Consider the following 25,450-nt stretch of genomic DNA (forward strand, 5'->3'; position numbering starts at 1 on the left):
CTTGCCGGCCGATTTTGCCTACAAAAAGCCATTATGAACAAAACAAATCCCCCTCAGCGCCCCAAACGCGCGCAGCGGAGCGACGGCCGCTCAACGCGGGCCATTGTCCTTGAGGCCGCAGGCAAGGTTTTTGCCGAACGGGGCTTCGCCGAAGCCACCAGCAAGGAAATATGCGAACGGGCGGGAACGAACGGCGCAGCCGTGAACTACTATTTCGGCGGCAAGGAAGGCCTGTACGAGGAAGTGCTGATCGAGGCGCACCGGCAAATGCTCAGCCTGGAGGATTTAAACATGATCATCGCTTCCGAGGCTGCGCCGGAAGAAAAGCTCCGTGTGTTTCTGGAGCACATCATCCGTACCGCCATGAACGCTTCCGATCTCTGGGGGATCAGGATCTTCCTGCGCGAGCTGGCCTCGCCCTCGCCCTTCGTGCCCAAATTCATCACAACGGCGGTATTCCCGAAATCCCAAAAACTCCGGGAGCTGATCCGGGACATCACGGGCCTTCCGCCGGATTCCCCCGCCGTGCAGCGGGCGACGGCCCTTGTCGCCCTCCCCTGCATGGGGCTCATCCTCTTCCCGGAAAAGCTCCGCACCCTCATGCTTCCCGCCACCGCAGGCGACGCGGAGGGCCTGCTTGAAGACATGCTGGCGTATATGCTCGGCGGCCTTCGCGCCTTGGGGGAAACCGCCCGGTAGGGCGTCTGGAATATTTTGGAGGGGGCGGGGGAAACGCCCTGGAGAACGTTTCCCCCGCCCCCTCCAGGCCTCCCCCTCCCCCTTCTAAGACTTTCCCCCTATCGAATGGCTCTGTTAGAGTACGCGGTTGTTTCATTTCCACAGTGCGGTGAAAAATAGAGCTTTTTTTCCAGTTTTCCCCTTGGCGGGAGCCACGGCTAAGGCATTTTTCCGGTTATCCCTTTGGAGTTTCAAGGAAAAAAGCATCAACCATTTTCTATAACACAGCCTATCGAATCCCTTTTTCCAGCTTTCCCTGCGGCGGAACGGCCTGCCGCTTTCGGCTTTTTGGGCTGATAGGCAATGGTTTGAACGTGGGGCCTGAAAAAATTTGCTTCGGAAAATACGAGGGAAGGGGAAAGGTGGGAGACGTGCCGGTGGCATTGAAAAAGGGAGGGGCATATCCCCTCCCCTTTCACAATGGCTAAAGGACGTTCAAACGGGGGAAGGCTGCAAAAAAAGACGCCCTCCCCGGCTGGCTACATTTTTTTGGCGTCCCGAAGCATTTTCACCGCGCAGAAGTTGCCGCACATGGCGCAGGCTTCCTCGTGCTTATGGGGTTCGCGGCGTTTGTCGAGGATAGCGGGATCAATGGCGGCTTCGCGCATGGCGGGCCAGTCAAGGGACATGCGGGCCTTTGCCATCTTGGCTTCGCGGGCGAGGGCGTGGGGGCGGCCAAGGGCCACTTCCCCGGCCTGCGCAGCCACGCGGGAGGCCATGATGCCCTGCCGCACGTCGTCCATGTCGGGCAGGGTCAGGTGTTCGGCGGGCGTCAGGTAGCACAGGAAGTCCACGCCCACGCGCACGGCCATGGCCCCGCCGATGGCCCCGGCGATGTGGTCGTAGCCCGGCGAGGAGTCGATGGTCAGGGGCCCCAACACATAGAGCGGCGCGCCGTGGGTCATCTTCTTGATGCTGATGATCTGCGCCTCGACTTCGTTCATGGGCACATGGCCGGGGCCTTCGATCATGCACTGCACGCCGTATTCGAGGCCGCGCTTGGCAAGCGCGCCGAGGGTCATGACTTCTTCCCACTGGGCGGCGTCGCCCGCGTCGCATCCCGCGCCGGGGCGCAGGCCGTCGCCGAGCGACAGGGTCACGTTGTACTTGCGGGCCAGTTCGAGCAGGCGGTCATACCCGGTCAGCAGCGGGTTTTCCTTGTCGTTCTTGAGCATCCAGCGGGCAAGGATCGACCCGCCGCGCGACACGATGCCGAGCGCGCGCTCGCCGCGGGCGGCCCATTCGGCCCCGCGCCGGGTCAGGCCGCAATGCAGGGTCATGAAGTCCACGCCCTGCTCCGCCTGCATTTCGACTTCGGCGAACAGTTCTTCGGGATCGATGTCGGCGGGATCGCGATCCTTGTCGATATAGCGCTGCGCCACCGAGTACAGCGGCACAGTGCCGAGGGGCAGGGGCGTACGGGCGAGCATATCCCGGCGGATCGCCACAAGATCGCCGGCAATGGACAGATCCATGACCGTATCGGCCCCGGCTTCCCGTGCGACTTCGAGCTTGCGCATTTCGCAGCCGGGGTGGTTCTGGAAAGGCGAAGTTCCGATATTGGCGTTAACCTTCACCCGGCTCGGCTGCCCGACGAGAATGGGCTTGACGTTGGCGTGGTTGGGGTTGCCGAGCAGAACCATTGTTCCGGCTTCGATGGCCGAGGTGATGGCTTCCGGCGTCAATCCCTCGTACTCGGCCAGCGCGGGCAAATGCGCGGCGAGCAGGCCCTGAAGGGCCGCATTTTGAGTGATGATGGACACTAAAGACTCCTCATTGGATTTGCCGGGGCAGGAGGCCCTCCGGCAGCTAAGGGGTACGGCTTCCGCTACCCGCCCATTGTGCCGCAGGAAACCGAACTCCGCAAGCGTTCAACGCGTATGATAAATCATTCTGCGCTGCTGTGCGGCCTTGCCTTCTCAACCGTCCGGCCTTACTTTGCGGGGAAATGCAAGCAATCCGGCAATGCGCGGCCCCCATGCGGGGCGGGCGCGGAGCGCCGCCCGCGGTGCGCCGGAAAGGAGTTTCCCCCATGCCTTCATGCCTAAAACTGCTGACAGGAGCCTTCATGAGCCTCTTTCTGGGTATCGCGGCCGGGGCTGCGATCGCCGCCCCTTCGCCGTCATCCGGGGTTCCCGACATCGTCCCGGCCATCCCCGATCCGCTTTCCGGGAAAGAGGAGCAGGTCACTAAATTGCCCAACGGGCTGTCCGTGCTCATCCTGAAGGACACCCGCTTCCCCCTCGTCTCCACCCGCCTCTACGTCCACGCCGGTTCCTCGTATGAAACGCCGGATCAGGCGGGCATCAGCCACGTGCTCGAACATATGGTGTTCAAGGGCACGGACAGCCGCCCCAAAAGCGCCATCAGCCAGGAAGTGGAATCCGCGGGAGGCTACCTGAACGCGGCCACGAGCTATGACTATACGGTGTACATCACCGACATGCCCGACCGCCACTGGAAACTCGGCATGGACGTAGTCCGCGACATGGCTTTCCACCCCACGCTCGATCCGCAGGAGCTGGAATCCGAAAAGAACGTCATCGTCGCCGAACTCCAGCGCGGCGAGGACGATCCGGGTAGCCGGATGTTCAAGACCCTGATGGCGAATACGCTGAAGGGCACCCCGTACGATCGCCCCATCATCGGCTATGAGAAGACCATCCGCGCCCTGACCACGCAGAACCTGCGCGACTACATCGCCAAGTATTACCAGCCGCAGAACATGCTGCTCGTGGTCGTGGGCAACGTCGATCCCGCCGAAGTGCTCGCCGAAGCGGAAAAGATGTTCGCGCCCTATAAAAACGCCACCCCGCTCAGCGAAGTCATGCCCTACGAGGCCGACCGCCTCCCCCTGCCGGGCAGCAGGCCCTCGCTGGTGATACAGCCCGGCCCGTGGAACAAGGTGTATCTTGCCGCGGCCCTGCCCGTGCCCGGTTCGTCAAGCTACCAGTCCGCCACGCTGGACGTGCTGGCCTACCTGCTCGGCGGCGACCGCACCAGCCTTTTCTACAAGACCTATAAATACGAGCGCCAGCTTGTGGACAGCATCAGCGTTTCCAACGTGGGCTTTGAGCGCATCGGCGCGTTCGTGGTCATGGCGGAGCTTGACGCGGGCAAGGTGGAGCCCTTCTGGACTTCGCTCACCAAGGATTTCGCCGCGCTGGACGCTTCGGCGTTCACCCCCGAACAGTTGGAGCGCGCCAAGCTGAACCTTGAAGACGATCTGTACCGCTCCAAGGAAACGCTGTCCGGCCTTGCCTCCAAGATCGGCTACTTCCAGTTCTTCATGGGCGGCGATCAGGGCGAACGGAACGCCATCGAAGCCCTCCGCAACGTGGACAACAATATGCTCAGGCAGGTGCTGGCGGCGTGGGTGCGGCCCGATCGCCTGACCACCGTAGTCCTGCCGCCCAAGGACGCCAAGATGCCGGACATGCAGGCCATCCTCGACAAGGAATGGAAGTCCGGGGCCAAGGCTTCCGCGGCGAAGGCGGCGGAAGCGGGCAAAACCGAGGTCATCGATCTCGGCAAGGGCCGTACCGTTGTCCTCATCCCGGACAAGACCCTGCCCTACGTTTCCGCGAACCTGACCTACTCCGGCGGCGACGCCTTGCTGAAGCCTTCGGAACAGGGCCTCTCCGCGCTCGCCTCCAACGTGCTGACCAAGGGCACGGCGAAGCGCAGCGCCACCGAAATGCAGGCGTTCCTTGCCGATCGCGCGGCGGGGCTTGCGGCTTCGTCCGGACGCAAGACCTTCTCGGTAAACCTCACCACGCCCGCCCGCTTCAACGAGGATTTGTTTGAGCTGCTCGGCGAGGTGGTCACCGCCCCCGCGTTCAGCGAAGATGAAACGGCACGCGGCATCAAGGATCAGCTCGCCGCCATCAAATCCCGCGAAGACCAGCCGCTTGGGCTCGCCTTCAGGAAACTGCCGCCCTTCCTCTTCCCCGGCAGCGTATACGGCTACCTCCAGCTTGGGGAACCGGAAAACGTGCGGAAATACGACGCCGCCCGGCTCCGCAGCTTCTGGGACCGCCAAAAGGCCCGCCCGTGGGTGCTCGCCGTATCGGGCGATTTCGACCGCGATCAGGTATTGGCGTTCGCCAAGGGCCTGCCCGCGCCCGATCAGGGGAAAGTGGACGTGCCCGTCCCCGCATGGGGCACAAGGCCGGAACTCGACATCCCCATGCCGGGGCGCAGCCAGGCCCACCTCATGCTGATCTTCAAGACCGCCCCCAACACCAGCCCGGATACGCCCGCGCTGGATCTGCTCGAAACGTCGCTCGGCGGCATGGGCGGCCCGCTCTTCCGCGACCTGCGCGACAAGCAGGGCCTCGGCTACACCGTGACCGCCTTCAACCGCCAGACCTCGGAAAACGGATACATGGTCTTCTACATCGGGACGGAACCCGGCAAAATGGCGCAGGCGGAAGAGGGGTTCAGGCGGATCATCAACGATCTGCACCAGAATCTCCTGTCGGAAGAGGATGTTAACCGGGGAAAGAACCAGCTTGAAGGCGACTATTACCGGAACATGCAAAGCCTCGGCAGCCGTTCGGGTGAGGCCGCGGCCCTGACGATGGAGGGCTATCCGCTCTCCTTCACCAAAGACCAAATAGAAAAGAGTAAAAAGGTAACCCCTGAACAACTCAGGGAAATCGTCAAAAAATACCTGAATGTCGGCTCGGCATACACGATAAAAGTCTTGCCTTAATTCGCAAAGCGCCCTATAGATTCGGACGCGGGTTCGGAAACGGCCCCGCGCCCGAATCCGCTGGTCGGATTTGTGGGGTTGCCTAGATAACGGCAGACAGGGCAAAGCCCGTTTTCCGATTATTTTTGCGGCAGGGGCATTTTTTGCTTGCCAAACCCAAACGGATTGTGTAAGAGCTAGTCCCTGTTGCTGGTGTAGCTCAACTGGCAGAGCAGCTGATTTGTAATCAGCAGGTTGCGGGTTCGAGTCCCATCACCAGCTCCAGCAAAAGCCGCAAGGCTTCCGGTTCGCCGGATGGAGCACAAGCGGAAGCGATTCCGCGCGCATCGACAAAAACAGATTGCAATGGCCCTGTTTTTGTCTTCCTAAAGTGGAGGGGTTCCCGAGTGGCCAAAGGGAACAGACTGTAAATCTGTCGTCGTGAGACTTCGGAGGTTCAAATCCTCCCCCCTCCACCAGATGAAAAAGCTGACACGGCTGTAGGAGACAGGTAAAAACTGTCAGGGGACTACGGCATACAGGCGGGAATAGCTCAATGGCTAGAGCATCAGCCTTCCAAGCTGAGGGTTGCGAGTTCGAGTCTCGTTTCCCGCTCCACACCTGCCTTTTCCTCCTCCCCCCATTTTGCCGTGCCTAACGTATCGGGATGCCAGAGCGCTGCCAGATTGATGGCCAGTGATGGATGGTCTTGTGACGCCACAGGCTCTGTCCCATAAAATCCGTTATCTTCTGCAACCAAGAAGGGAGACCGTCATGGGTAAGGAAAAATTTACGCGTACCAAGCCTCATATGAACATTGGTACTGTCGGTCACATCGACCACGGCAAGACCACTCTGACTGCCGCCATCACCAAAGTCGCTGCCATGAAGCAGGGCGGTAAGTTCATCGCGTACGACGAAATCGACAAGGCTCCGGAAGAAAAGGAACGTGGCATCACCATTTCCACCGCCCACGTCGAATACGAAACCGACAACCGTCACTACGCCCACGTGGACTGCCCCGGCCACGCCGACTACATCAAGAACATGATCACCGGTGCCGCCCAGATGGACGGTGCGATCATCGTGGTCGCCGCCACCGACGGCCCCATGCCCCAGACCCGTGAGCACATCCTGCTCGCCCGTCAGGTCGGTGTGCCCCACCTCGTCGTGTTCATGAACAAGTGTGACCTCGTCGACGATCCCGAACTGCTCGAACTCGTCGAAATGGAAGTCCGTGAACTGCTGAGCTCCTACGGCTACCCCGGCGACGACATCCCGGTTGTCCGCGGTTCCGCTCTGAAGGCCCTGGAATGCGACAGCGCCGATTCTCCCGACGCCCAGTGCATCCTTGAGCTCCTCAACGCTTGCGACACCTACTTCCCGGATCCTGTCCGCGAAACCGACAAGCCCTTCCTGATGCCCATCGAAGACGTGTTCTCCATCTCCGGCCGCGGCACCGTGGTGACCGGTCGTGTGGAACGCGGCATCATCAAGGTTGGCGACGAAGTTGAAATCGTGGGCATCCGTCCCACCGTGAAGACGACCTGCACCGGCGTTGAAATGTTCCGCAAGCTGCTCGATCAGGGCGAAGCCGGCGACAACATCGGCGCTCTGCTCCGCGGCACGAAGCGTGACGAAGTGGAACGCGGCCAGGTTCTCGCCGCTCCCAAGAGCATCACGCCCCACAAGAAGTTCAAGGCTGAAGTGTACGTTCTGTCCAAGGAAGAAGGCGGCCGCCATACCCCGTTCTTCACCGGCTATCGTCCTCAGTTCTACTTCCGTACCACCGACATCACCGGTGTCATCGCCCTTGAAGAAGGCGTGGAAATGGTTATGCCCGGCGATAACGCTACCTTTAACGTCGAGCTCATCCACCCCATCGCCATGGAAAAGGGCCTCCGCTTCGCCATCCGCGAAGGCGGCCGTACCGTCGGCGCCGGTGTTGTGACCGAAATCGTGGAGTAAAGCCATGCGCGTCAACATCCTGCTCGCTTGCACCGAATGCAAGCGCCGCAATTACGCCACGGTCAAGAACAAGAAGAACACGACCGGACGTGTCGAACTGAAGAAGTTCTGCCCCTGGTGCAGAGCCCACACGGTTCACCGCGAAACCCGGTAGTGACTTCATAAACGCAGGGCAGTAGCTCTAACGGCTAGAGCGGCGGTCTCCAAAACCGCATGTTGGGGGTTCGAATCCCTCCTGCCCTGCCATTTTCATTTCTGCAGGAACGTATCATGACCAAGAAACCGACGACAGCACAAGAAGAAAAATCCGAAGGCATCGTTGCCAAGGCGAAAGCGTTCAGGAATTATCTTGAGCTGTCCAAGACTGAGCTTCGCAAGGTGACTTGGCCCACGGTCAAGGAAACCCGTACGACCAGTCTGGTGGTGTTGGCCTTCGTCGTTGTCATGGCGATCTTCCTCGGCGTTGTGGATCTCGGGCTCTCCAAACTCATCTCCTTCATTCTCGCCGCTTAATGGAGAAGCCCATGATCGAAGAAAACAACGCGTCCTCCGGGGCGGTCGAATCGTCTGCCCAGCAGTCCCAAGCAGAAGCAAAACCCGCGCAGTCAGAATTGACTGCGCAGGACATTTTGGCGGCTTCCACAGTTCAGACCGAGCTGAGCGCGGGGAATCAGGATACGGGGAAATCCCGCTGGTACATCGTGCATACCTACTCCGGCTTTGAACAGCGCGTAGAGGCCACCATCAAGGAAATGATGCGCAACGCCCAGGACAACGGCCTCATCCACGAGGTTGTGGTTCCGACCGAAAAGGTCATCGAACTGGGTAAAGGCGGTGCCAAGCGTACCACCACGCGTAAGTTTTATCCCGGTTACATTATGCTTCGCATGACCATGACCGATTTTTCATGGCACCTCGTGCAAAGCATTCCCAAAGTGACGGGATTTGTGGGCGGCAAAAATCGTCCCGCCCCCATGAAGGACGAGGAGGCGTCCCGTATCCTTTCCCTCATGGAAACCCGCCAGGAACAACCCCGTCCCAAGTTCAGCTTCGAGCGGGGCGACGACGTGCGCGTCATCGACGGGCCTTTCGGCGGCTTCAACGGCGTTGTTGAAGACGTGAACTACGACAAGGGCAAGCTTCGGGTGTCCGTGTCCATCTTCGGCAGACAGACTCCCGTGGAACTGGACTTCATTCAGGTTTCCAAGGGATAACGATTGCTTGCAGTCTGCGGCCCCATGTGCCGTATTAATAGAGGTTGAAAGACAATGGCCAAGAAAGAAGTTGCCAAAATCAAGTTGCAGATTCCCGCTGGCGCTGCGAACCCTTCGCCGCCGGTGGGTCCCGCCCTCGGTCAGCACGGCCTGAACATCATGCAGTTCTGCAAGGAGTTCAACGCCCGTACTATGGAACAGAAGGGTATGATCATTCCCGTGGTCATCACCGCTTATGCTGACCGTTCCTTCACCTTTATCACCAAGACCCCGCCGGCCGCCGTGCTGGTGATGAAAGCGGCCAAGGTGGAAAAGGGTTCGGGCGAACCCAACCGTACCAAGGTGGGCAGCATCACCATGCAGCAGGTTGAAGAGATCGCCAAGCTGAAGCTCCCCGATCTCAACGCCAACGGCTTGGAAGCCGCCGTCAAGTCCATCATGGGTACCGCCCGCAGCATGGGCATCGAGATCAAGTAAGGATCTCCGCCGCGTCAGTCGTACTGCCCTTCCTTGCATCAAGGATTCGGCAGGAGATGTTGGAAGACCAGCTTTTGAAAGGATAGAGCAATGCCCTTCGGGAAAAAATATCGTAAGGCGGTAGAAGGCCTCGACCTCTCCCAGCGCTTCTCTGTAGAGGAAGCCGTGGAGAAGTCCCTCGGCGCTTCTTTCGCCAAGTTTGACGAAACTGTGGACGTGGCCATCGGCCTCGGCGTTGACCCCAAATATTCCGACCAGATGGTTCGCGGCGCCGTCTCCCTGCCTCACGGTTTGGGCAAGACCGTTCGTGTGGCCGTATTCTGTAAGGGCGAAAAGGAAGCCGAAGCCCGTGCCGCCGGTGCCGACATCGCCGGCGCTGAAGAGCTCGTCGCGAAAATCAAGGAAGGCTGGCTGGAATTTGACGCCGCCGTCGCCACCCCCGATGTCATGGCCCTCGTCGGTCAGGTCGGCCGTGTGCTCGGCCCCCGCGGTCTGATGCCCAACGCCAAGACCGGCACCGTGACTTTCGACGTCGCCACCGCCGTCAAGGAACTCAAGGCCGGGCGTGTTGACTTCAAGGTCGACAAGGCCGGCGTGCTCCATGCCCCCCTCGGCAAGGTTTCCTTCGGCTCCGAAAAGATCCTTGACAACCTCAAGGCGCTCGTCGAGACCGTGAACCGCCTGAAGCCTTCCGCGGCCAAGGGCACCTACATGAAGAACATGGCCATTTCCACCACTATGGGCCCCGGCTTTAAGGTGGACATGACCTTGATCAAAAAGTTCATCGAAGGCTAACACCCTTTGGGAACAAAAACGGCTCGTCAGGGCCGTTTTTGGCAATGGATTGGGAATTCGAGTCGAAGACGGCAGGTGGGGAAACCCTCAATGATGCCTGCTCAGACGCTTTCTTTGGCTCGGCTTTCCACTGCGAAGATTTTGAACGAATCTTCAAGCAACCCCTAACGTGAAGGAGATTCACGTGAATAGATCTGAAAAAGCTGCCCTGATTGCGCAGATTAAGGCGAAAGCCGACGCTGCCTCTTTTGTGGTAGTGACAGATTTCAAGGGGATGACGGTGGAAGAGCTGACGCGGCTCCGTGCGAAACTCTATGAGTGCGGCGGCGAATATCTCGTCGTCAAGAACACGTTGGCCCGCATCGCCCTCACCGATGGTATGCATGATTCCGTTAAGGACATGTTCAAGGAAAACTGCGGCATCGCCCTGGCCACTCAGGATCCGGTGGCGGTCGCCAAGGCGGTTTCCGAATTTGCCAAGACCAGCAAGCTGTTTACTGTTCGCCATGCCAGCCTTGAAGGCAAGGTGCTCTCCGCCGCCCAGGTGGACGCCCTCGCCAAGCTGCCCGGAAAGCAGGAACTCCTTGGTCAGGTCCTCGGCACCATGAACGCCGTGCCTACCAATTTCGTCTCCCTGTTCGCCAACATGGTTCGTCCTCTCATGTACGCCCTCAAGGCGATCGAAGAGAAAAAGGCTGCCTAGGCAACCCGTTAAACACCCAAGCCAAAGTCTCAAAGGAGCAATCCCATGGCCGTTACCAAAGAAGAAGTTGTTGAATTTATCGCTAACATGACCGTGCTCGAACTCTCCGAATTCATCAAGGAACTCGAAGAAAAGTTCGGCGTGTCCGCTGCCGCTCCCGCCGCTGCCATGATGGTGGCCGCTCCCGCTGAAGCCGCTGCTCCCGTTGAAGAAAAGACCGAATTCGACGTCATCCTGAAGTCCGCCGGCGCCAACAAGATCGGCGTCATCAAGGTTGTCCGCGCTCTGACCGGCCTCGGCCTGAAGGAAGCCAAGGACAAGGTTGACGGCGCTCCCTCCACCCTGAAGGAAGCCGTGTCCAAGGAAGAAGCCGAAGAAGCCAAGAAGCAGCTGGTTGAAGCCGGCGCTGAAGTTGAAGTGAAGTAAGTTCACTTTATACGCGCTTTCAAAGGCGGTGAGGGCTTGTCCCTCGCCGCCTTTTTGCACGGGTTGGCCCGGCGCTTGAAATCCCATGTGTTGCGGTTGAAGAAACAGAGGCAAACCGGCGCACTGTTCAGCGCTTCCGCCAGTCCACGGAGGCTCCTCCCCACTCCGCCTCTTTCGGCGCGCAGCCACCCCCGCCTCCGAAACAGCCCACCCCTGCCATCAGCATCAACAGCACCCATGCGAGCAGCCCGTAACCTTCACGGCATACCGTGAAGGCCAAGCCTCCGCAAAGCAGGCCGGCAAGCCGATCGCAAAAATGCAGCTCCCCAATCTTCCCCGCCGGAACGTCTTCTGAATACGGCATCGATGGAGGCTCCGAAAGCAAGCGGCCCCTCAGTGCGAGGAAAAAACGATGACCGGGCCGTCCATGCGTATCTCTCTGGTCGCTCCAGAGCATTCGCGGGAAGAAGAAGAAGAAGAAGAAGAAGAAGAAGAAGAAGATGATGATGATGATGATGATGATGATGATGAGGAGGAGGAGGAGGAAGAGGACGCTTTCCGCCCGGTATCGTCCGCTCACATCTTGGAACTGTCACCCATGTACCTATTCCAAGATCGTTCCTTTTCCTCTATGGTGAAAGCCTCCTCGCGGCAACGCGGAAGGAAGAGGGAGCCGCATGATGCCGCCTTTGGGCCTCCAGCACTAGACGGAAGTGACCTGTTGCCCGTGTCAAAGTCCTTACAGGAGGAACGGAGAAGCCTCGAAGAAAGGGAGGAACAGACTCCCGGCAAGGACCCCCTTTCTCTCTTCCCCTTGGTTTACAGCCTTTCCACTATTCAAAAACCATGCCCCAAATGAAGATTTTTTGCTTTGCAGGGAAAAAAAGCTTGCCTTTGTGACGATTCCTTTTTATCTTTTTGAATTCACGCGACACGAACCAGAGGTGGTATCTGTTCCAATTTTTTGAACTAACGCGGGTATCATCAGTCGACAGCAGCCCTCCGGATCTTCTGGAGGGTAACTATGTTGTCGACCTTGTTGCGTTTTTTATACATGATTGATTCCGAGAGCGCGCAACCCGGGCTCGCTCCGGCTTTTGCCGACCAACCTTCTCAGAGGTGAAATGATGGGTCAGCTTACCAAACAATTTGGCAAGATCAAGGTTGAGGTGGAGATTCCCCACCTGCTCAACCTGCAGGTGGACTCCTACCGGAAGTTCATGCAGGAGGGACGCACGGAACGTCTTCCTGATGAAGGTCTGGAAGGGGTCTTCCGTTCTGTCTTCCCAATCGAAGACTTCAACCGTACCGCCAGCCTCGAATTCGTCAGCTACGAAGTCGGTGAGCCCAAGTACGATCAGGCGGAATGCATCTCCAAAGGTCTTACCTACGAATCCCCGGTACGCATCAAGGTTCGCCTCGTCGTCTATGACGTCGATGACGAGACCGAGGCGCGTACTGTCCGCGATATCAAGGAACAGGACATCTATTTCGGCACCCTGCCCCTGATGACCGAAAAGGGAACCTTCATCATCAACGGGACCGAGCGCGTCATCGTCAACCAGCTGCAGCGTTCCCCCGGCATCATCTTCGAGCACGACGGCGGCAAGACGCATACCAGCCGCAAGGTGCTCTACTCCTGCCGCGTCATCCCCATGCGCGGCTCGTGGCTCGACTTCGACTTCGACCACAAGGACATCCTCTACGTGCGCATCGACCGCCGCCGCAAGATGCCCGCCACGATCCTGCTCAAAGCCATGGGCATGAGCAAGACCGAAATCCTGGACTGCTTCTACAAGAAAGAAATCTACGAGCTTGAGGATGACGGCCGCGTCTCGTGGCACTTCAATCCTGAGCTGCACCGCAAGGAACCCGCCTTTGCCGACATCGTCGACAAGGAGGGCAACGTGCTGGTGAAGGCCGGCAAGCCCATCACCAAGCGCGCGTGGCGTCAGATGGAAGCCGCCGGCATCGAAAAGATCGAAGTGGCCCCCGAAACGCCGCTCGGCCTGTTCCTTGCCGAAGATCTGGTCGACAACGCCACCGGTGAAATCCTCGCCGAAGCCGCCGACGAAATCACCGCCGGCCTCCTTGAGGCGTGCCGTGAAGCCGGGCTCACGACCATTTCCGCGCTGCATACCCGCGGCACCGACACCTCTTCCTCCATCCGCGACACCCTGGTGCAGGACAAGACGCCCACCATGGAAAAGGCGCAGGAAGAGATCTACCGCCGCCTGCGTCCGAGCTCCCCGCCGACCCCGGAAATCGCCGCGTCGTTCTTCGACAACCTGTTCCGCAACGGCGACTACTACGACCTGTCGCCCGTGGGCCGCTACAAGCTCAACCAGCGCCTCAACAAGACCGATCACGCCGACCTGCGCACCCTTGCCGACGACGACATCCTTGACGCCATCAAGGTGCTTGTCCAGTTGAAGGACAGCCACGGCCCCGCCGACGACATCGACCATCTCGGCAACCGCCGCGTGCGTCTCGTGGGCGAGCTGGTGGAAAACCAGTACCGCATCGGCCTCGTGCGCATGGAACGCGCCATCAAGGAACGGATGAGCATTCAGGAAGTGGCGACGCTCATGCCCCACGACCTGATCAATCCGAAGCCCGTGGCCGCCGTGCTCAAGGAATTCTTCGGCACCTCGCAGCTGTCGCAGTTCATGGACCAGACCAACTCCCTCTCGGAAGTCACGCACAAGCGCCGCCTTTCCGCTCTGGGCCCCGGCGGTCTGACCCGCGAACGCGCCGGTTTTGAAGTCCGAGACGTCCATGTGTCGCACTATGGCCGCATCTGCCCCATCGAAACGCCCGAAGGCCCGAACATCGGCCTGATCGTCTCCCTGACGACCTACGCCAAGGTGAACGACTACGGCTTCATCGAGACGCCGTACCGCGTCATCCGCGACGGCTACATGACCGACGAGTTCGTGCACCTCGACGCTTCCCGCGAAACGGGCCATGTCATTGCGCAGGCCAACGCCGCCGTCGATGCCGACCGCCGTCTTGTGGACGACTACGTCACCGCCCGCGTGGGCGACGACGTGCTCATGGCCGCCCGTGAGGAAATCACCCTCATGGACATTTCGCCGAGCCAGATGGTGTCCATCTCCGCCGCGCTGATCCCGTTCCTCGAACACGACGACGCCAACCGCGCGCTCATGGGCTCGAACATGCAGCGTCAGGCCGTGCCCCTGCTCCGTTCCGAACGCCCCCTCGTGGGCACCGGCATGGAAGTGGACGTGGCCCGCGACTCCGGCGCGTGCATCCTCGCGGAAGGCTCCGGCGTGGTTCACTATGCCGACGCCAACCGCATCATCGTGGCCTATGACGATCCCGCGCTGTACCCCAATATGGGCGGCGTGCGCGCCTACGATCTGCTGAAGTTCCACAAGTCGAACCAGAACTCCTGCTTCGGGCAGGTGCCCTCCTGCGTGCCCGGCCAGATCGTGAAGAAGGGCGACGTGCTCGCCGACGGCCCCGCCATCCATGACGGCGGGCTCGCCCTCGGCAAGAACATGCTCATCGCCTTCATGCCGTGGTGCGGCTACAACTACGAAGACTCCGTCCTCATCTCCGAACGTGTGGTGAAGGAAGACATCTACACTTCCGTCCACATCGAAGAGTTTGAAGTCGTAGCCCGTGACACCAAGCTGGGGCCGGAAGAAATCACCCGCGACATTCCTAACGTGGGCGAAGAAATGCTGCGCAACCTCGACGAGAGCGGCATCATCCGCATCGGCGCGCCCGTGAAGCCCGAGGACATCCTCGTCGGCAAGATCACGCCCAAGGGCGAAACGCAGCTTACCCCGGAAGAAAAGCTCCTGCGCGCCATCTTCGGCGACAAGGCCCGCGACGTGAAGAACACGTCCCTCAAGGTTCCGCCGGGAGTTGAAGGCACGGTCATCGATGTGAAGGTGTTCAACCGCCGTTCCGGTGAAAAGGACGAACGCACCAAGAACATTGAGGACTATGAAATCAGCCGCCTCGACGCCAAGGAACAGGATCACATCCGCGCCATCACGCGCCGGATGCGTGAGCGCCTGCTCCCCATCGTCGGCGGCAAGCAGATCGCCACAAGCCTCCTCGGTGACAAGAAGGGCGAAGTGCTGGCCGAAGCCGGCGCCGCCATGACCGAAGAGCTGCTCATGGCCCTGCCGATCAAGAAGCTGGCCGATCTGTTCCAGAGCAAGGAAGTCAACGAAAACGTCGGCGAACTGCTGGCGCAGTACGATCACCAGATCGAATATATCAAGTCGATCTACGACTCCAAGCGCGAAAAGGTCACGGAAGGGGACGACCTGCCCCCCGGCGTGATCAAGATGGTCAAGGTTCACATCGCCATCAAGCGCAAGCTGTCCGTGGGCGACAAGATGGCCGGCCGCCACGGGAACAAGGGTGTCGTCTCCCGCATCCTGCCGGAAGAGGACATGCCCTTCTTCGCCGACGGCCGCCCCGTGGACATCGTGCTGAACCCCCTCGGCGTGCCTTCCCGTATGAACATCGGCCAGATCATGGAAGTGCATCTCGGCTGGGCCGCCCGCGAACTGGGCCGCCAGCTCGCGGAAATGGTCGACAAGGGCACCGCCCTCCAGTCCGTGCGCGACGAGGTGAAGGACATCTTCGCTTCGCCGGAAATCTCCGCCGAAGTGGATGCGATGGACGACGAGGAATTCCGCAAGTCCGTCCTGAAGCTGCGCAACGGCATCATCACGTACACCCCGGTGTTCGACGGCGCCGAAGAATCGGAAATCTGGAACTGGCTGTCCCGCGCCGGCCTCGACGACGACGGCAAGTCCGTCCTCTATGACGGGCGCACGGGTGAGAAGCTGGAGAACCGCGTGACCACCGGCGTCATGTACTACCTCAAGCTGCACCACCTCGTTGACGAAAAGATCCACGCCCGTTCCACCGGCCCCTACTCCCTCGTCACCCAGCAGCCGCTGGGCGGCAAGGCGCAGTTCGGCGGCCAGCGCCTTGGGGAAATGGAAGTGTGGGCCCTCGAAGCCTACGGCGCTTCCTACCTGTTGCAGGAATTCCTCACCGTCAAGTCGGACGACGTGACGGGGCGCGTGAAGATGTACGAGAAGATCGTCAAGGGCGACAACTTCCTTGAAGCCGGGCTCCCTGAGTCCTTCAACGTTCTGGTCAAGGAACTCATGTCCCTCGGCCTCAACGTCACCCTCCATCAGGAGGAAGGCAAGAAGAGGCCCAAGCGCGTCGGCTTCGCCGAAGAGGAACACCAGCAGTACCTGCAACAGCAGCAGGACATGGCTGACGAATAGATACCATCGCGGGGAAGGGAGAGCCCTTTCATGAAGAAAGCCTTTCCTTTCCCCGCACCCCTCCCCTTTCTCTCCTGAATTTTTTGTGCCGGGCCAGCCCCCGGAACGGAAAAAGGAAGGAAGCGGAGGCCCTCCCAGTTAAGAGACCCTTCATTACGTCCAACCCTCAAGACAGCGGTTTTGAGGGGATGGGGGTAGGGTTCGGAAACGGGGGTTCGTTACGGATCGCCATTTCTCCGAAGCCTGGCCCGCAAAAGGGAGTACATATATATGAGTCTTGACGATCTCTTCTCGGTTCGCAGCTCGGCTGCCGCCAATGCGAGCCAAATCCGCAATCTGAAAGCCATTCAGATTTCCATCGCCTCGCCGGAGAATATCCGCGAATGGTCCTACGGCGAAGTCAAGAAGCCGGAGACCATCAACTACCGCACGTTCAAGCCCGAACGCGACGGCCTGTTCTGCGCGAAGATCTTCGGCCCCGTGAAGGACTACGAATGCAACTGCGGCAAGTACAAACGCATGAAGCACCGCGGCATCGTCTGCGAAAAGTGCGGCGTTGAAGTCATTGCCTCCAAGGTGCGCCGCGAACGCATGGGCCATATCGAACTGGCCGCGCCCGTCGCCCATATCTGGTTCCTCAAGACCCTGCCTTCCAAGATCGGCACCCTGCTCGACATGACCATGGCCGATCTGGAAAAGGTGCTCTATTTCGACTCGTACATCGTGCTCGATCCCGGCAGCACCAACCTCCAGAAGATGCAGGTCATCTCCGAGGATCAGTACCTCCAGATCATCGACCATTTCGGTGAGGACGCCCTCACCGTGGGCATGGGCGCGGAATCCATCCGCGGCCTGCTCGAAGAGCTGAACCTTGAGGAAATCAAGGTGATGCTGCGCGAAGAGTCGCAGACCACCAAGTCCCAGACCAAAAAGAAGAAGCTCACCAAGCGCCTCAAGGTCGTGGAAGCGTTCCTCGAATCCGGCAACCGCCCCGAATGGATGATCCTCGAAGTCATCCCGGTCATTCCGCCGGAACTGCGCCCCCTCGTCCCGCTCGACGGTGGCCGTTTCGCCACCTCCGACCTGAACGACCTCTACCGCCGCGTGATCAACCGCAACAACCGCCTGAAGCGCCTGATGGAGCTCGGGGCCCCCGACATCATCATCCGCAACGAAAAGCGTATGCTGCAGGAAGCCGTGGACGCCCTGTTCGACAACGGCCGCCGCGGTCGCGCCATCGCCGGCACCAACGGACGCCCCCTGAAGTCCTTGTCCGACATGATCAAGGGCAAGCAGGGCCGTTTCCGTCAGAACCTGCTCGGCAAGCGCGTCGACTACTCCGGCCGTTCCGTCATCGTCGTGGGCCCGTACCTGAAGCTCCATCAGTGCGGCCTGCCCAAGAAGATGGCGCTTGAGCTCTTCAAGCCCTTTATCTATTCCGAACTTGAGAAAAGAGGCCACGCCTCCACCATCAAGAGCGCGAAAAAGATGGTGGAGCGCGAAGAGCTGGTCGTGTGGGATATCCTGGCCGACGTGGTCAAGGAATACCCGGTTCTGCTGAACCGCGCCCCTACGCTGCACCGCCTCGGCATCCAGGCCTTCGAGCCGCTGCTCGTTGAAGGCAAGGCCATCCAGCTTCACCCGCTCGTCTGCTCCGCCTACAACGCGGACTTCGACGGCGACCAGATGGCCGTGCACATCCCGCTGTCGGTGGAAGCGCAGATCGAATGCCGCGTGCTCATGATGAGCACCAACAACATCCTGTCGCCCGCCAACGGGACGCCCGTCATCGTGCCTTCCCAGGACATGGTTCTCGGCCTGTATTACATGACCGTGGAACGCTCCTTTGAAAAGGGCGAAGGCATGATCTTCTGCGCCCCGTGGGAAGTGGAAGCCGCCCTCGACGCCAATCAGGTCAGCATGCACGCCCGCATCAAGGTGCGCATGGAAGACGGCAAGCTCACCGACACCACGCCCGGCCGCATCCTCGTGTGGCGCGGCCTGCCCGCCGGCATCAAGTTTGAAAACGTCAACCTCGTGTTGACCAAGAAGAACATCGCCAAGCTGGTGGACAGCGCCTACCGCGACGCCGGGGTCAAGGCGTGCGTCATCCTCTGCGACCGCATCAAGGCCATCGGGTACGAATACGCGACCCGTTCCGGCATCAGTATCGGCGTGAAGGACATGCTGATCCCCGACTCCAAGAAGCGCATCATTGATGCCGCTTCCGCCGAAGTGGACAACATCGAAAGCCAGTACCGCGACGGCATCATCACCCGTACGGAAAAATACAACAAGGTCGTTGACGTTTGGACCAAGGCCACGCAGGACGTGTCCGCGGAAATGAACAAGGAAATCTCCACGGATATCCTGACCGACCCGAAGACCGGCAAGCAGGAGGCCAACCTCAGCTTCAACCCGATCTTCATGATGTCCAATTCGGGCGCCCGAGGCAACGCCGACCAGATGCGCCAGCTCGCCGGCATGCGCGGCCTTATGGCCAAGCCCTCCGGCGAAATCATCGAAACCCCGATCACCGCGAGCTTCCGTGAAGGCCTGACGGTGCTCCAGTACTTCACCTCCACGCACGGCGCCCGTAAGGGCCTCGCGGACACCGCCCTCAAAACGGCGAACTCCGGTTACCTGACCCGCCGCCTCGTGGACGTGGTGCAGGACGTCATCGTCTCCGAGCACGACTGCGGCACCGTCGACGGCATCGAAATCCGCGCCATCAAGGACGGCGGCGAAGTCAAGCAGAAGCTGTCCGAGCGCGCGCTCGGCCGTGTGCTGCTCTACCCGGTGTATGATCCCGCCACGGGCGACCTGCTCTATCCCGAAAACACCCTGATCGACGAACCCGTCGCCAAGGTGCTGGATCAGAAGGGCATCAACTCCGTGATGATCCGCTCTGCGCTGACCTGCCAGTCCGAACGCGGCATCTGCTCGCTGTGCTACGGGCGCGACCTTGCCCGCCGCCACCTCGTCAACATCGGCGAGACGGTCGGCATCATCGCGGCGCAGTCCATCGGCGAGCCCGGCACGCAGCTCACCATGCGTACCTTCCACATCGGCGGTACGGCGTCCAAGGAAATCGAACGCTCGAATTTCGAGGCGCAGCATGACGGCCGCGTGGTGCTCACCCGCGTGAAGGAAATCAAAAACCGTGAAGGCATCGCCCAGGTGCTCGGCAAGAGCGGGCAGATCGCCATCATCGACGAGCAGGGCCGCGAAGTGGAACGCTACACGCTTCCCAACGGCGCGCGCCTGCACGTCACGGACGGGCAGTCCGTCAGCAACGGCCAGATCCTTGCCGAATGGGACCCGTTCAACGAACCCTTCGTCTCGGAAGTCGACGGCTTCATCAAGTTCACCGACCTTGTGGACGGCAAGACCTATCAGGAAAAGCTGGACGAAGCCACGCACCAGGCTTCCATGACCATCATCGAATACCGTACGACGAGCTTCCGCCCGTCCATTTCGGTCTGCGATGAAAACGGCGATCCCAAGCTGCGCGGCGCGGGCCAGCTCCCCGCGGTCTACAGCCTCCCCGTCGGCGCGATCATCATGGTCAAGGACGGCGAGCAGGTGCTCGCGGGCGACATCATCGCCCGTAAGCCCCGCGAAACCTCCAAGACCCGCGACATCGTGGGTGGTCTTCCGCGAGTCGCCGAGCTGTTTGAAGTCCGCAAGCCCAAGGATATGGCCGTGGTTTCCGAAATCGCGGGCACCGTCTCCTTCGCGGGCGAAGCCAAGGGCAAGCGCAAGCTCATCGTCACGCCGGAAGTGGGCGAATCCAAGGAATACCTGGTGCCCAAGGGCAAGCACATCACCGTGTCCGACGGCGACTTCGTCGAATGCGGCGACCTGCTGACCGAAGGCAACCCCGAACTGCACGACATCCTGCGCACCAAGGGCGAGAAGTACCTCGCCGCCTATCTGGTGGACGAAATCCAGGAAGTGTACCGCTTCCAGGGCGTGGGCATCGACGACAAGCACATCGAAGTCATCGTACGCCAGATGCTCCGCAAGGTGACCGTCACCGAGCCGGGCGGAACGAGCTTCCTCGTGGGCGAGCAAGTCGACAAGGCCGAGTTCAAGGCCGAAAACCAGAAGGCCATGGCCGAGGGACGTTCCCCCGCCACCGCCGAACCGCTGGTTCTCGGCATCACGCAGGCGTCTTTGACCACCTCGTCCTTCATCTCGGCGGCATCCTTCCAGGAAACCACCAAGGTGCTCACCGAGGCGGCCCTCAAGGGCAAGATGGACTACCTGCGCGGCCTCAAGGAAAACGTCATCGTCGGCCGCCTCATCCCCGCCGGGACGGGCTACCGCGAATACGTGGATCAGGACATCACTGTCCCGGATCAGAAGGAACGCCCCGACCGCTTCCTTGACGAGCTCAGCGGCAACCCGATCATTGCCGATCTGGACTAGCAAAAACAATTTGGCCCCTCAGTGGGGAGCAATCCCTTTGAGGGGCCAAACGGATCAAGCATAAATCCCGCAGCCGGTACATCCGGCTGCGGGATTTATGTTTATCCTGACTGGAACGGGGCTCTTATTTTCCCACTTAGGTCGTGTCGTCAATTTTATAATATATTAAAATCATTAATTATTTTTTAAATAACAAGACTGTGTTCAATTTTACGGTTGATGATTTTTTCAATGAAAATCAATAGATAAAAGTTCATTCCACGTCTGGTGATGTGGGCCTCTCTCATTTTTTGTTCATTACATGAAATCCAGTTTTGAAGAATTGTTGCGAGAACTCCAGATAATTTCCAAAGAACTCTTCCTTTCCAGTTGGAATCTTGTATCAACCACAAACTTAAACACAGCCAATAACAAAAAAATAATTTCAAATAATTATACATAAGACAACAACACAGCCTAGGAAAATCACCAAAGAAAAAGCTCGGCGGATAGTCCCCTTATGTTTTTGATAGGCGGCCTTACGGCGCGAAGGCTTGCTGTTTATTTTGAAGGCCTGTCATAGTACGTGGTTGTTTCATCTCTACAGCACGGTGAAAATACAGCCTTTTCTCCAGTTTTCCCCTTGGCGGACTTCATGACTGAGGCATTTTGTTGGTTATTCACTTGGACCGTCATAGAAAAAGGCATCAACCTTTTTCTATGACACAGCCATTTTGAAGGGCTGTGCCCTAGGCCGTTTCGTCAATTAGATATAATACACTGAAATTATTTAACTATTTTAAACCATGAAAAGATTATTTTTCAATGGTTTCAAATAGTTATACACAAAAAATAACGACACGGCCTAGAAAAGGGTTGATGCTTTTTCCTTGAAATGCCAAAGGAATAACCGGAAAAATGCCTTGGCTATGGATTCCGCCAAGGGGAAACCTGGATAAAAAGGCTGTCTTTTCACCGTGTTGCGGAGATGAAACTCAGTGCGGTACGCGCTACGGAACTTCGAGATGCTTTTCACCGCGCTGTGGAGATGAAACAGCCACATAGACGGAGCCTTTTGAAACTCCCAATAGGCAGCCGATAAAGCGCCTTGGCTGGGGGCAGCCATCATGAAAAAGGCAATACACGGAAAACCGCATTTTTCAGCAGGCAGGGTGCAAGGCAATCATTGGGCGAAACCGGGCATACCGCAAAGCCGCGGCAGCCGTCAGCGGGCCCTGCCGCCTACGGGCAGCAACGGTTTCGCCGGCTGTCCGCCGCGCAGCCAACTGCCGCCTTCAACCGGATGAACATATCAATCATATCCCATGACGGAGCCTTTTAGCTTTCAGCCCACAAAGCCTTCCCCCTTTCCTTCAGGGGCATGAATATCGCGCACATCCCGGATGTAGCCCTTTTCAACGGCCCCCGTAGCCTGTAAGCTGGCGGGATGAACACACCCGGAACTTTTCAGATACACGCCACGGACGGCGCGGCCCGTACCGGCGTCCTCCAGACGGCCCACGGCCCGGTAAACACGCCCATCTTCATGCCCGTCGGCACGGTTGGCAGCGTGAAGGCCATTGCACCCGACGACCTCAACGCCATCGGCGCTGAAATCATCCTCGGAAACACCTATCACCTGTACCTGCGGCCCGGCGACGAGCTTGTAGCGCGGCGCGGCGGCCTGCACGGGTTCAACGCGTGGGACAAGCCCATCCTTACGGACAGCGGGGGCTTTCAGGTCTTCAGCCTTTCCACCCTGCGCACCATCAAGGAGGAAGGGGTTACCTTCCGTTCCCATCTCGACGGCTCGAAGCACCTGTTCACGCCGGAAAAGGTGGTGGGCATCCAGCGCAACCTGAATTCGGACATCATGATGGTGCTCGACGAGTGCGTGCCCGCCGGGGCGGATCACACCTACACCGCCCGCTCGCTGACCATGACCACACGCTGGGCCAAGCGCTGCCGTGACGCCTATCCCAAGGGGACGGCGGGGAACCTGCTGTTCGGCATCGTGCAGGGCGGCATGTTCAAGGATCTGCGTTCGGAGTCCGCGCGCCAGCTCATCGATCTCGACTTCGAGGGCTATGCCATCGGCGGGCTCTCCGTAGGCGAGAGCAAGGACGTCATGATGGAGATGCTGTACCATACGGCCCCCATACTGCCTTCCGAAAAGCCCCGTTATCTCATGGGCGTTGGCACGCCGCTGGACATCATCAAGGGCATCGACGCGGGCGTGGACATGTTCGACTGCGTCCTGCCCACGCGCAACGCCCGCAACGGCACGCTGTACACCTCCCTCGGCAAGCTCAACATCAAGCGCCGCGAGTTTGCGGAGGACGACGGCCCGCTCGATCCCGCCTGCAACTGCTACACCTGCCGCACCTTTTCCCGTGCGTATCTGCGGCACCTGTACGTTTCGCAGGAGCTGCTCTCCTTCCGGCTCAACTCCATCCACAACCTGGCCTACTTCCTCGACACCGTCCGCGGGGCCCGCGCCGCCATCCGCGAAGGCCGCTGGGCCGAGTACAGGCGGAGGTATGAAGAGTTGTATGATGTGTAGGGGGAGATAAGGATTGAAGGGGGGAGGGGAAACCTTTCTGGAGAAAGGTTTCCCCTCCCCCCTTCAAACTTCCCCCCTCCTCTTCCAAAGACTTTTCCCCTTACCCAGTCCCTTATCCAGAGTGTTCCCGATGACAGAGAAACACGACTCGCCGAACGGCTTTCCTCCAGCGCATCAAGAGCGTTTGGAGCGGGGCCGGGAAACTGGAATGCCTTGTTTCAAGGGGGGGGCACCCTCCTCATCTTCCTCCTCGAAAAACACGTTGATTGTCGGTGTGGGGACGCTCATTTCGCGGCTTTTGGGATTTGTGCGCGATGCAGGCATTGCGTGGCTGCTCGGCGGTTCGGGGGCGGCGGACGCGCTCACGGCGGCGCTGCGGATTCCGTACATGGCCCGACGGCTGTTCGGCGAAGGCACGCTGTCCCTCTCCCTGACCGCCGCCTGCACGCGGGAGCGGCTGCGGGGCGGTTCCGGCTGCGGGCTTGCGCTGGCGGTAACGCGCAAGCTGGCTTTATGGGTGGGACTTTTGGTTTTGGCGTGCGTGGCGGGAGCGGGAACCGTCATGCGGGCCATCGCGCCGGGTTTGGAGGAACGCCCGGAAGTGTTCGGGGAGGCCGTTGCGCTGTTCCGTATCTGTGCCCCGTATATCTGGAGCGTCATGATGGCGGCGGGCTGCATGGCGGCCCTGCACAGCAGGCAGCGTTTCCTGCTGCCTTCGCTGACGCCGTCCCTGTTCAACCTCTGCGTCATCGGCTTCGCGCTGCTGGCGGCCTTCAACCCGGCATTGCAGCCGGGCGTTCTCGTCGCCTGCGGCGTCCTCTGCGGGGGAATCCTGCAATGGCTGGTTCAGGTGCCCGCAATCCGTGTCCTCCAGCGCGAAGAGGGAAAAGGGGCCGCCGACGCACGGGCTGCCTCGGAAACCTTCCGCCGCCTCCCCGCGGGCATCGTTGGGGCCGCCATGCCCCAACTGGCCTTTCTCGGAGCCTCGGCTTTGGCCTCGCTCCTGCCCGAAGGCCATATGGCTTCCCTGTTTTATGCCGAACGGCTGTTGGAATTTCCCCTCGGCGTGCTCGGAGCCGCCGTAGGCATGGCCGCCGCGCCGCGCCTCGCGGAACTCGCGGCCTCCGAAGGGCTTTCCCGCCCTTCCCGTTCCCACGGAATCCCCCCGTTTTCCCTTTCACGGCAAAAAAGCCCCGGACAGGCTGACTCCCCGCCCCCTCTTTCCGCTTCCCTCGCGGCCTGTGACGATACCAAGGCGGCGGGCGCCCGCCTGCAAAAGCCTTGGGGGGATGAGGGGATGGGATTTACGGAAGGGGAGGACGAACTTCTTTTCAGGAGAGGGGGGCATCCCCGCGGTTCCCTCGCCCCTTCAAGCTCCCCGACAGCCCCTCTTCACGCCTTCTCGGATGAAATCCAGCGGGCCGCGCTGCTGTCGCTCGGCCTGAACCTGCCTGCGGCGGCGGGGCTGGCGGCGATATCCCTGCCGCTGGTCGCCGTTGTGCTTGGGCACGGGGCCTTTGATGCGGAGGCCGTTTCCGCCACGGCGCTTGCCCTGTGCGCCTACGCGCCCGGCCTGCCCGCCTATGCGCTTTCCCGGCCCCTGCTGGCGGCTTGCCACGCCTTGGAAAGCGGGCTCCCGCTCAAGGCCGCCGCCGCTGCGCTGGCCGTCGCCCTTGCCGGAGGGTACGCCCTCACCCTCTGTTTTGGGGCATGGGGGCCGCCGCTCGGCGTCTCCTTGGGGCTCTGGTGCAATGCGGCCCTGCTCTGGATCGGGCTCTCCCGCAGGGTTTCCCTGCGGCTCCCGCCCCGCTCCCTCGCCGTGCAGCTTGTCGGAACGGCCCTGACCTTCGCAAGCGCCTATGGCGTTGTCCTCTGGGCCGGGCACAACTCGAACATCGTGCAGTTGGCCCTTGCCATACCAGCCGGGGCCACCGTGTACGCCGCTTCCCTGCTCATCGGCGACCGGAATTGGTTCCGCCTCTTGAAAAAACGATAGCCCACCGAGAGCTTTTTTCTTTACGTTGCCCCATTTGGCCCTGCCGTAGAGCATTGGGTTGATAATGGTACGGGAATGGTTCCATTGAGTTTTTGAAAGGCTCTGTCAGAGAATGCGGTTGTTTCATCTCTACACATGGTGAAAGTATAGCCTTTTTCTCTTATCCCCCG

The 25,450-nt window shown here is 60.0% G+C and carries 18 protein-coding genes and 4 tRNA genes; 19 read left to right on the forward strand and 3 right to left on the reverse strand.

All coding sequences use genetic code 11. The annotated features are described in order from the left end of the window. Positions 1-33 precede the first annotated feature (33 nt). A complete protein-coding gene (locus ACZM8Y_RS05200; protein WP_308770431.1) occupies positions 34-699 on the forward strand; it encodes a TetR/AcrR family transcriptional regulator in 666 nt (221 codons plus the stop codon). 518 nt (positions 700-1,217) lie between these two features. Here the strand turns inward: ACZM8Y_RS05200 and thiC are convergent. Further along, the gene (thiC, locus tag ACZM8Y_RS05205; protein ID WP_308770432.1) at positions 1,218-2,501 is read right to left on the reverse strand and encodes a phosphomethylpyrimidine synthase ThiC; all 1,284 of its coding nucleotides are present in this window, start codon (positions 2,499-2,501) and stop codon (positions 1,218-1,220) included. A gap of 305 nt (positions 2,502-2,806) precedes the next feature. Here thiC and ACZM8Y_RS05210 point away from each other — a divergent pair, with 305 nt between their 5' ends. The 13 genes from ACZM8Y_RS05210 (at position 2,807) to rplL (ending at position 11,017) form a co-directional block, all read left to right on the forward strand. Beyond that, positions 2,807-5,455 (forward strand): M16 family metallopeptidase, encoded by a 2,649-nt coding sequence (locus ACZM8Y_RS05210; RefSeq protein WP_482333761.1) that lies wholly within the window; start codon positions 2,807-2,809, stop codon positions 5,453-5,455. Between the two features lie 188 nt (positions 5,456-5,643). Then, positions 5,644-5,719: transfer RNA gene (locus ACZM8Y_RS05215), tRNA-Thr, on the forward strand. Between the two features lie 108 nt (positions 5,720-5,827). Then, a tRNA-Tyr gene (locus ACZM8Y_RS05220) sits at positions 5,828-5,913 on the forward strand. A 63-nt stretch (positions 5,914-5,976) separates the two neighbouring features. After that, positions 5,977-6,052 (forward strand) — tRNA-Gly (locus ACZM8Y_RS05225). A 156-nt stretch (positions 6,053-6,208) separates the two neighbouring features. Further along, positions 6,209-7,402, forward strand: a complete 1,194-nt coding sequence (gene tuf, locus ACZM8Y_RS05230; RefSeq protein WP_302551325.1) for an elongation factor Tu — start codon at positions 6,209-6,211, stop codon at positions 7,400-7,402. A 4-nt stretch (positions 7,403-7,406) separates the two neighbouring features. Further along, complete coding sequence (rpmG, locus tag ACZM8Y_RS05235; protein ID WP_302551326.1) at positions 7,407-7,556, forward strand: 50S ribosomal protein L33; 150 nt, start codon at positions 7,407-7,409, stop codon at positions 7,554-7,556. Positions 7,557-7,571: 15 nt separating this feature from the next. Beyond that, positions 7,572-7,648, forward strand: a tRNA-Trp gene (locus ACZM8Y_RS05240). Between the two features lie 24 nt (positions 7,649-7,672). Then, entirely contained in the window at positions 7,673-7,915 is a 243-nt protein-coding gene (gene secE / locus ACZM8Y_RS05245; RefSeq protein ID WP_005027873.1) for a preprotein translocase subunit SecE, read from the forward strand. An 11-nt stretch (positions 7,916-7,926) separates the two neighbouring features. Beyond that, positions 7,927-8,616, forward strand: a complete 690-nt coding sequence (gene nusG / locus ACZM8Y_RS05250) for a transcription termination/antitermination protein NusG (RefSeq protein WP_302551327.1) — start codon at positions 7,927-7,929, stop codon at positions 8,614-8,616. Between the two features lie 54 nt (positions 8,617-8,670). Then, complete coding sequence (gene rplK, locus ACZM8Y_RS05255; protein ID WP_302551328.1) at positions 8,671-9,093, forward strand: 50S ribosomal protein L11; 423 nt, start codon at positions 8,671-8,673, stop codon at positions 9,091-9,093. Between the two features lie 90 nt (positions 9,094-9,183). Continuing rightward, positions 9,184-9,888: a 50S ribosomal protein L1 gene (gene rplA / locus ACZM8Y_RS05260; RefSeq protein ID WP_482333765.1), complete on the forward strand. Its 705-nt coding sequence runs from the start codon at positions 9,184-9,186 to the stop codon at positions 9,886-9,888. 184 nt (positions 9,889-10,072) lie between these two features. Beyond that, positions 10,073-10,591, forward strand: coding sequence for a 50S ribosomal protein L10 (rplJ, locus tag ACZM8Y_RS05265; RefSeq protein ID WP_302551330.1), 519 nt, complete (start codon positions 10,073-10,075; stop codon positions 10,589-10,591). 45 nt (positions 10,592-10,636) lie between these two features. Continuing rightward, the gene (gene rplL / locus ACZM8Y_RS05270) at positions 10,637-11,017 is read left to right on the forward strand and encodes a 50S ribosomal protein L7/L12 (protein ID WP_302551331.1); all 381 of its coding nucleotides are present in this window, start codon (positions 10,637-10,639) and stop codon (positions 11,015-11,017) included. Positions 11,018-11,144: 127 nt separating this feature from the next. Here the strand turns inward: rplL and ACZM8Y_RS05275 are convergent, their stop codons facing one another. Then, complete coding sequence (locus ACZM8Y_RS05275; RefSeq protein ID WP_479859055.1) at positions 11,145-11,381, reverse strand: hypothetical protein; 237 nt, start codon at positions 11,379-11,381, stop codon at positions 11,145-11,147. Positions 11,382-11,444: 63 nt separating this feature from the next. Between ACZM8Y_RS05275 and ACZM8Y_RS05280 the strand changes: the two genes are divergently transcribed. The 3 genes from ACZM8Y_RS05280 to rpoC all read left to right on the forward strand — a co-directional run bounded on the left by ACZM8Y_RS05280 (position 11,445) and on the right by rpoC (position 20,742). Beyond that, positions 11,445-11,876 carry a hypothetical protein gene (locus ACZM8Y_RS05280; RefSeq protein ID WP_489501633.1) on the forward strand — a complete coding sequence of 144 codons (432 nt, stop codon included), beginning with the start codon at positions 11,445-11,447 and terminating at the stop codon, positions 11,874-11,876. 268 nt (positions 11,877-12,144) lie between these two features. Beyond that, positions 12,145-16,308, forward strand: coding sequence for a DNA-directed RNA polymerase subunit beta (rpoB, locus tag ACZM8Y_RS05285; protein ID WP_482330342.1), 4,164 nt, complete (start codon positions 12,145-12,147; stop codon positions 16,306-16,308). 270 nt (positions 16,309-16,578) lie between these two features. Further along, positions 16,579-20,742, forward strand: coding sequence for a DNA-directed RNA polymerase subunit beta' (rpoC, locus tag ACZM8Y_RS05290; RefSeq protein ID WP_302551429.1), 4,164 nt, complete (start codon positions 16,579-16,581; stop codon positions 20,740-20,742). A gap of 844 nt (positions 20,743-21,586) precedes the next feature. Here the strand turns inward: rpoC and ACZM8Y_RS05295 are convergent. Then, positions 21,587-21,850, reverse strand: coding sequence for a hypothetical protein (locus ACZM8Y_RS05295; protein ID WP_487480037.1), 264 nt, complete (start codon positions 21,848-21,850; stop codon positions 21,587-21,589). Between the two features lie 318 nt (positions 21,851-22,168). On the opposite strand from ACZM8Y_RS05295, the gene tgt reads away from it, so the two are divergent. Both tgt and murJ read left to right on the forward strand, forming a co-directional pair. Further along, complete coding sequence (gene tgt, locus ACZM8Y_RS05300; protein ID WP_337430620.1) at positions 22,169-23,284, forward strand: tRNA guanosine(34) transglycosylase Tgt; 1,116 nt, start codon at positions 22,169-22,171, stop codon at positions 23,282-23,284. Positions 23,285-23,546: 262 nt separating this feature from the next. Continuing rightward, positions 23,547-25,280 carry a murein biosynthesis integral membrane protein MurJ gene (gene murJ, locus ACZM8Y_RS05305; protein ID WP_489501634.1) on the forward strand — a complete coding sequence of 578 codons (1,734 nt, stop codon included), beginning with the start codon at positions 23,547-23,549 and terminating at the stop codon, positions 25,278-25,280. The last annotated feature ends 170 nt before the right edge of the window (positions 25,281-25,450 follow it).

Source organism: Bilophila sp. (assembly GCF_057864385.1).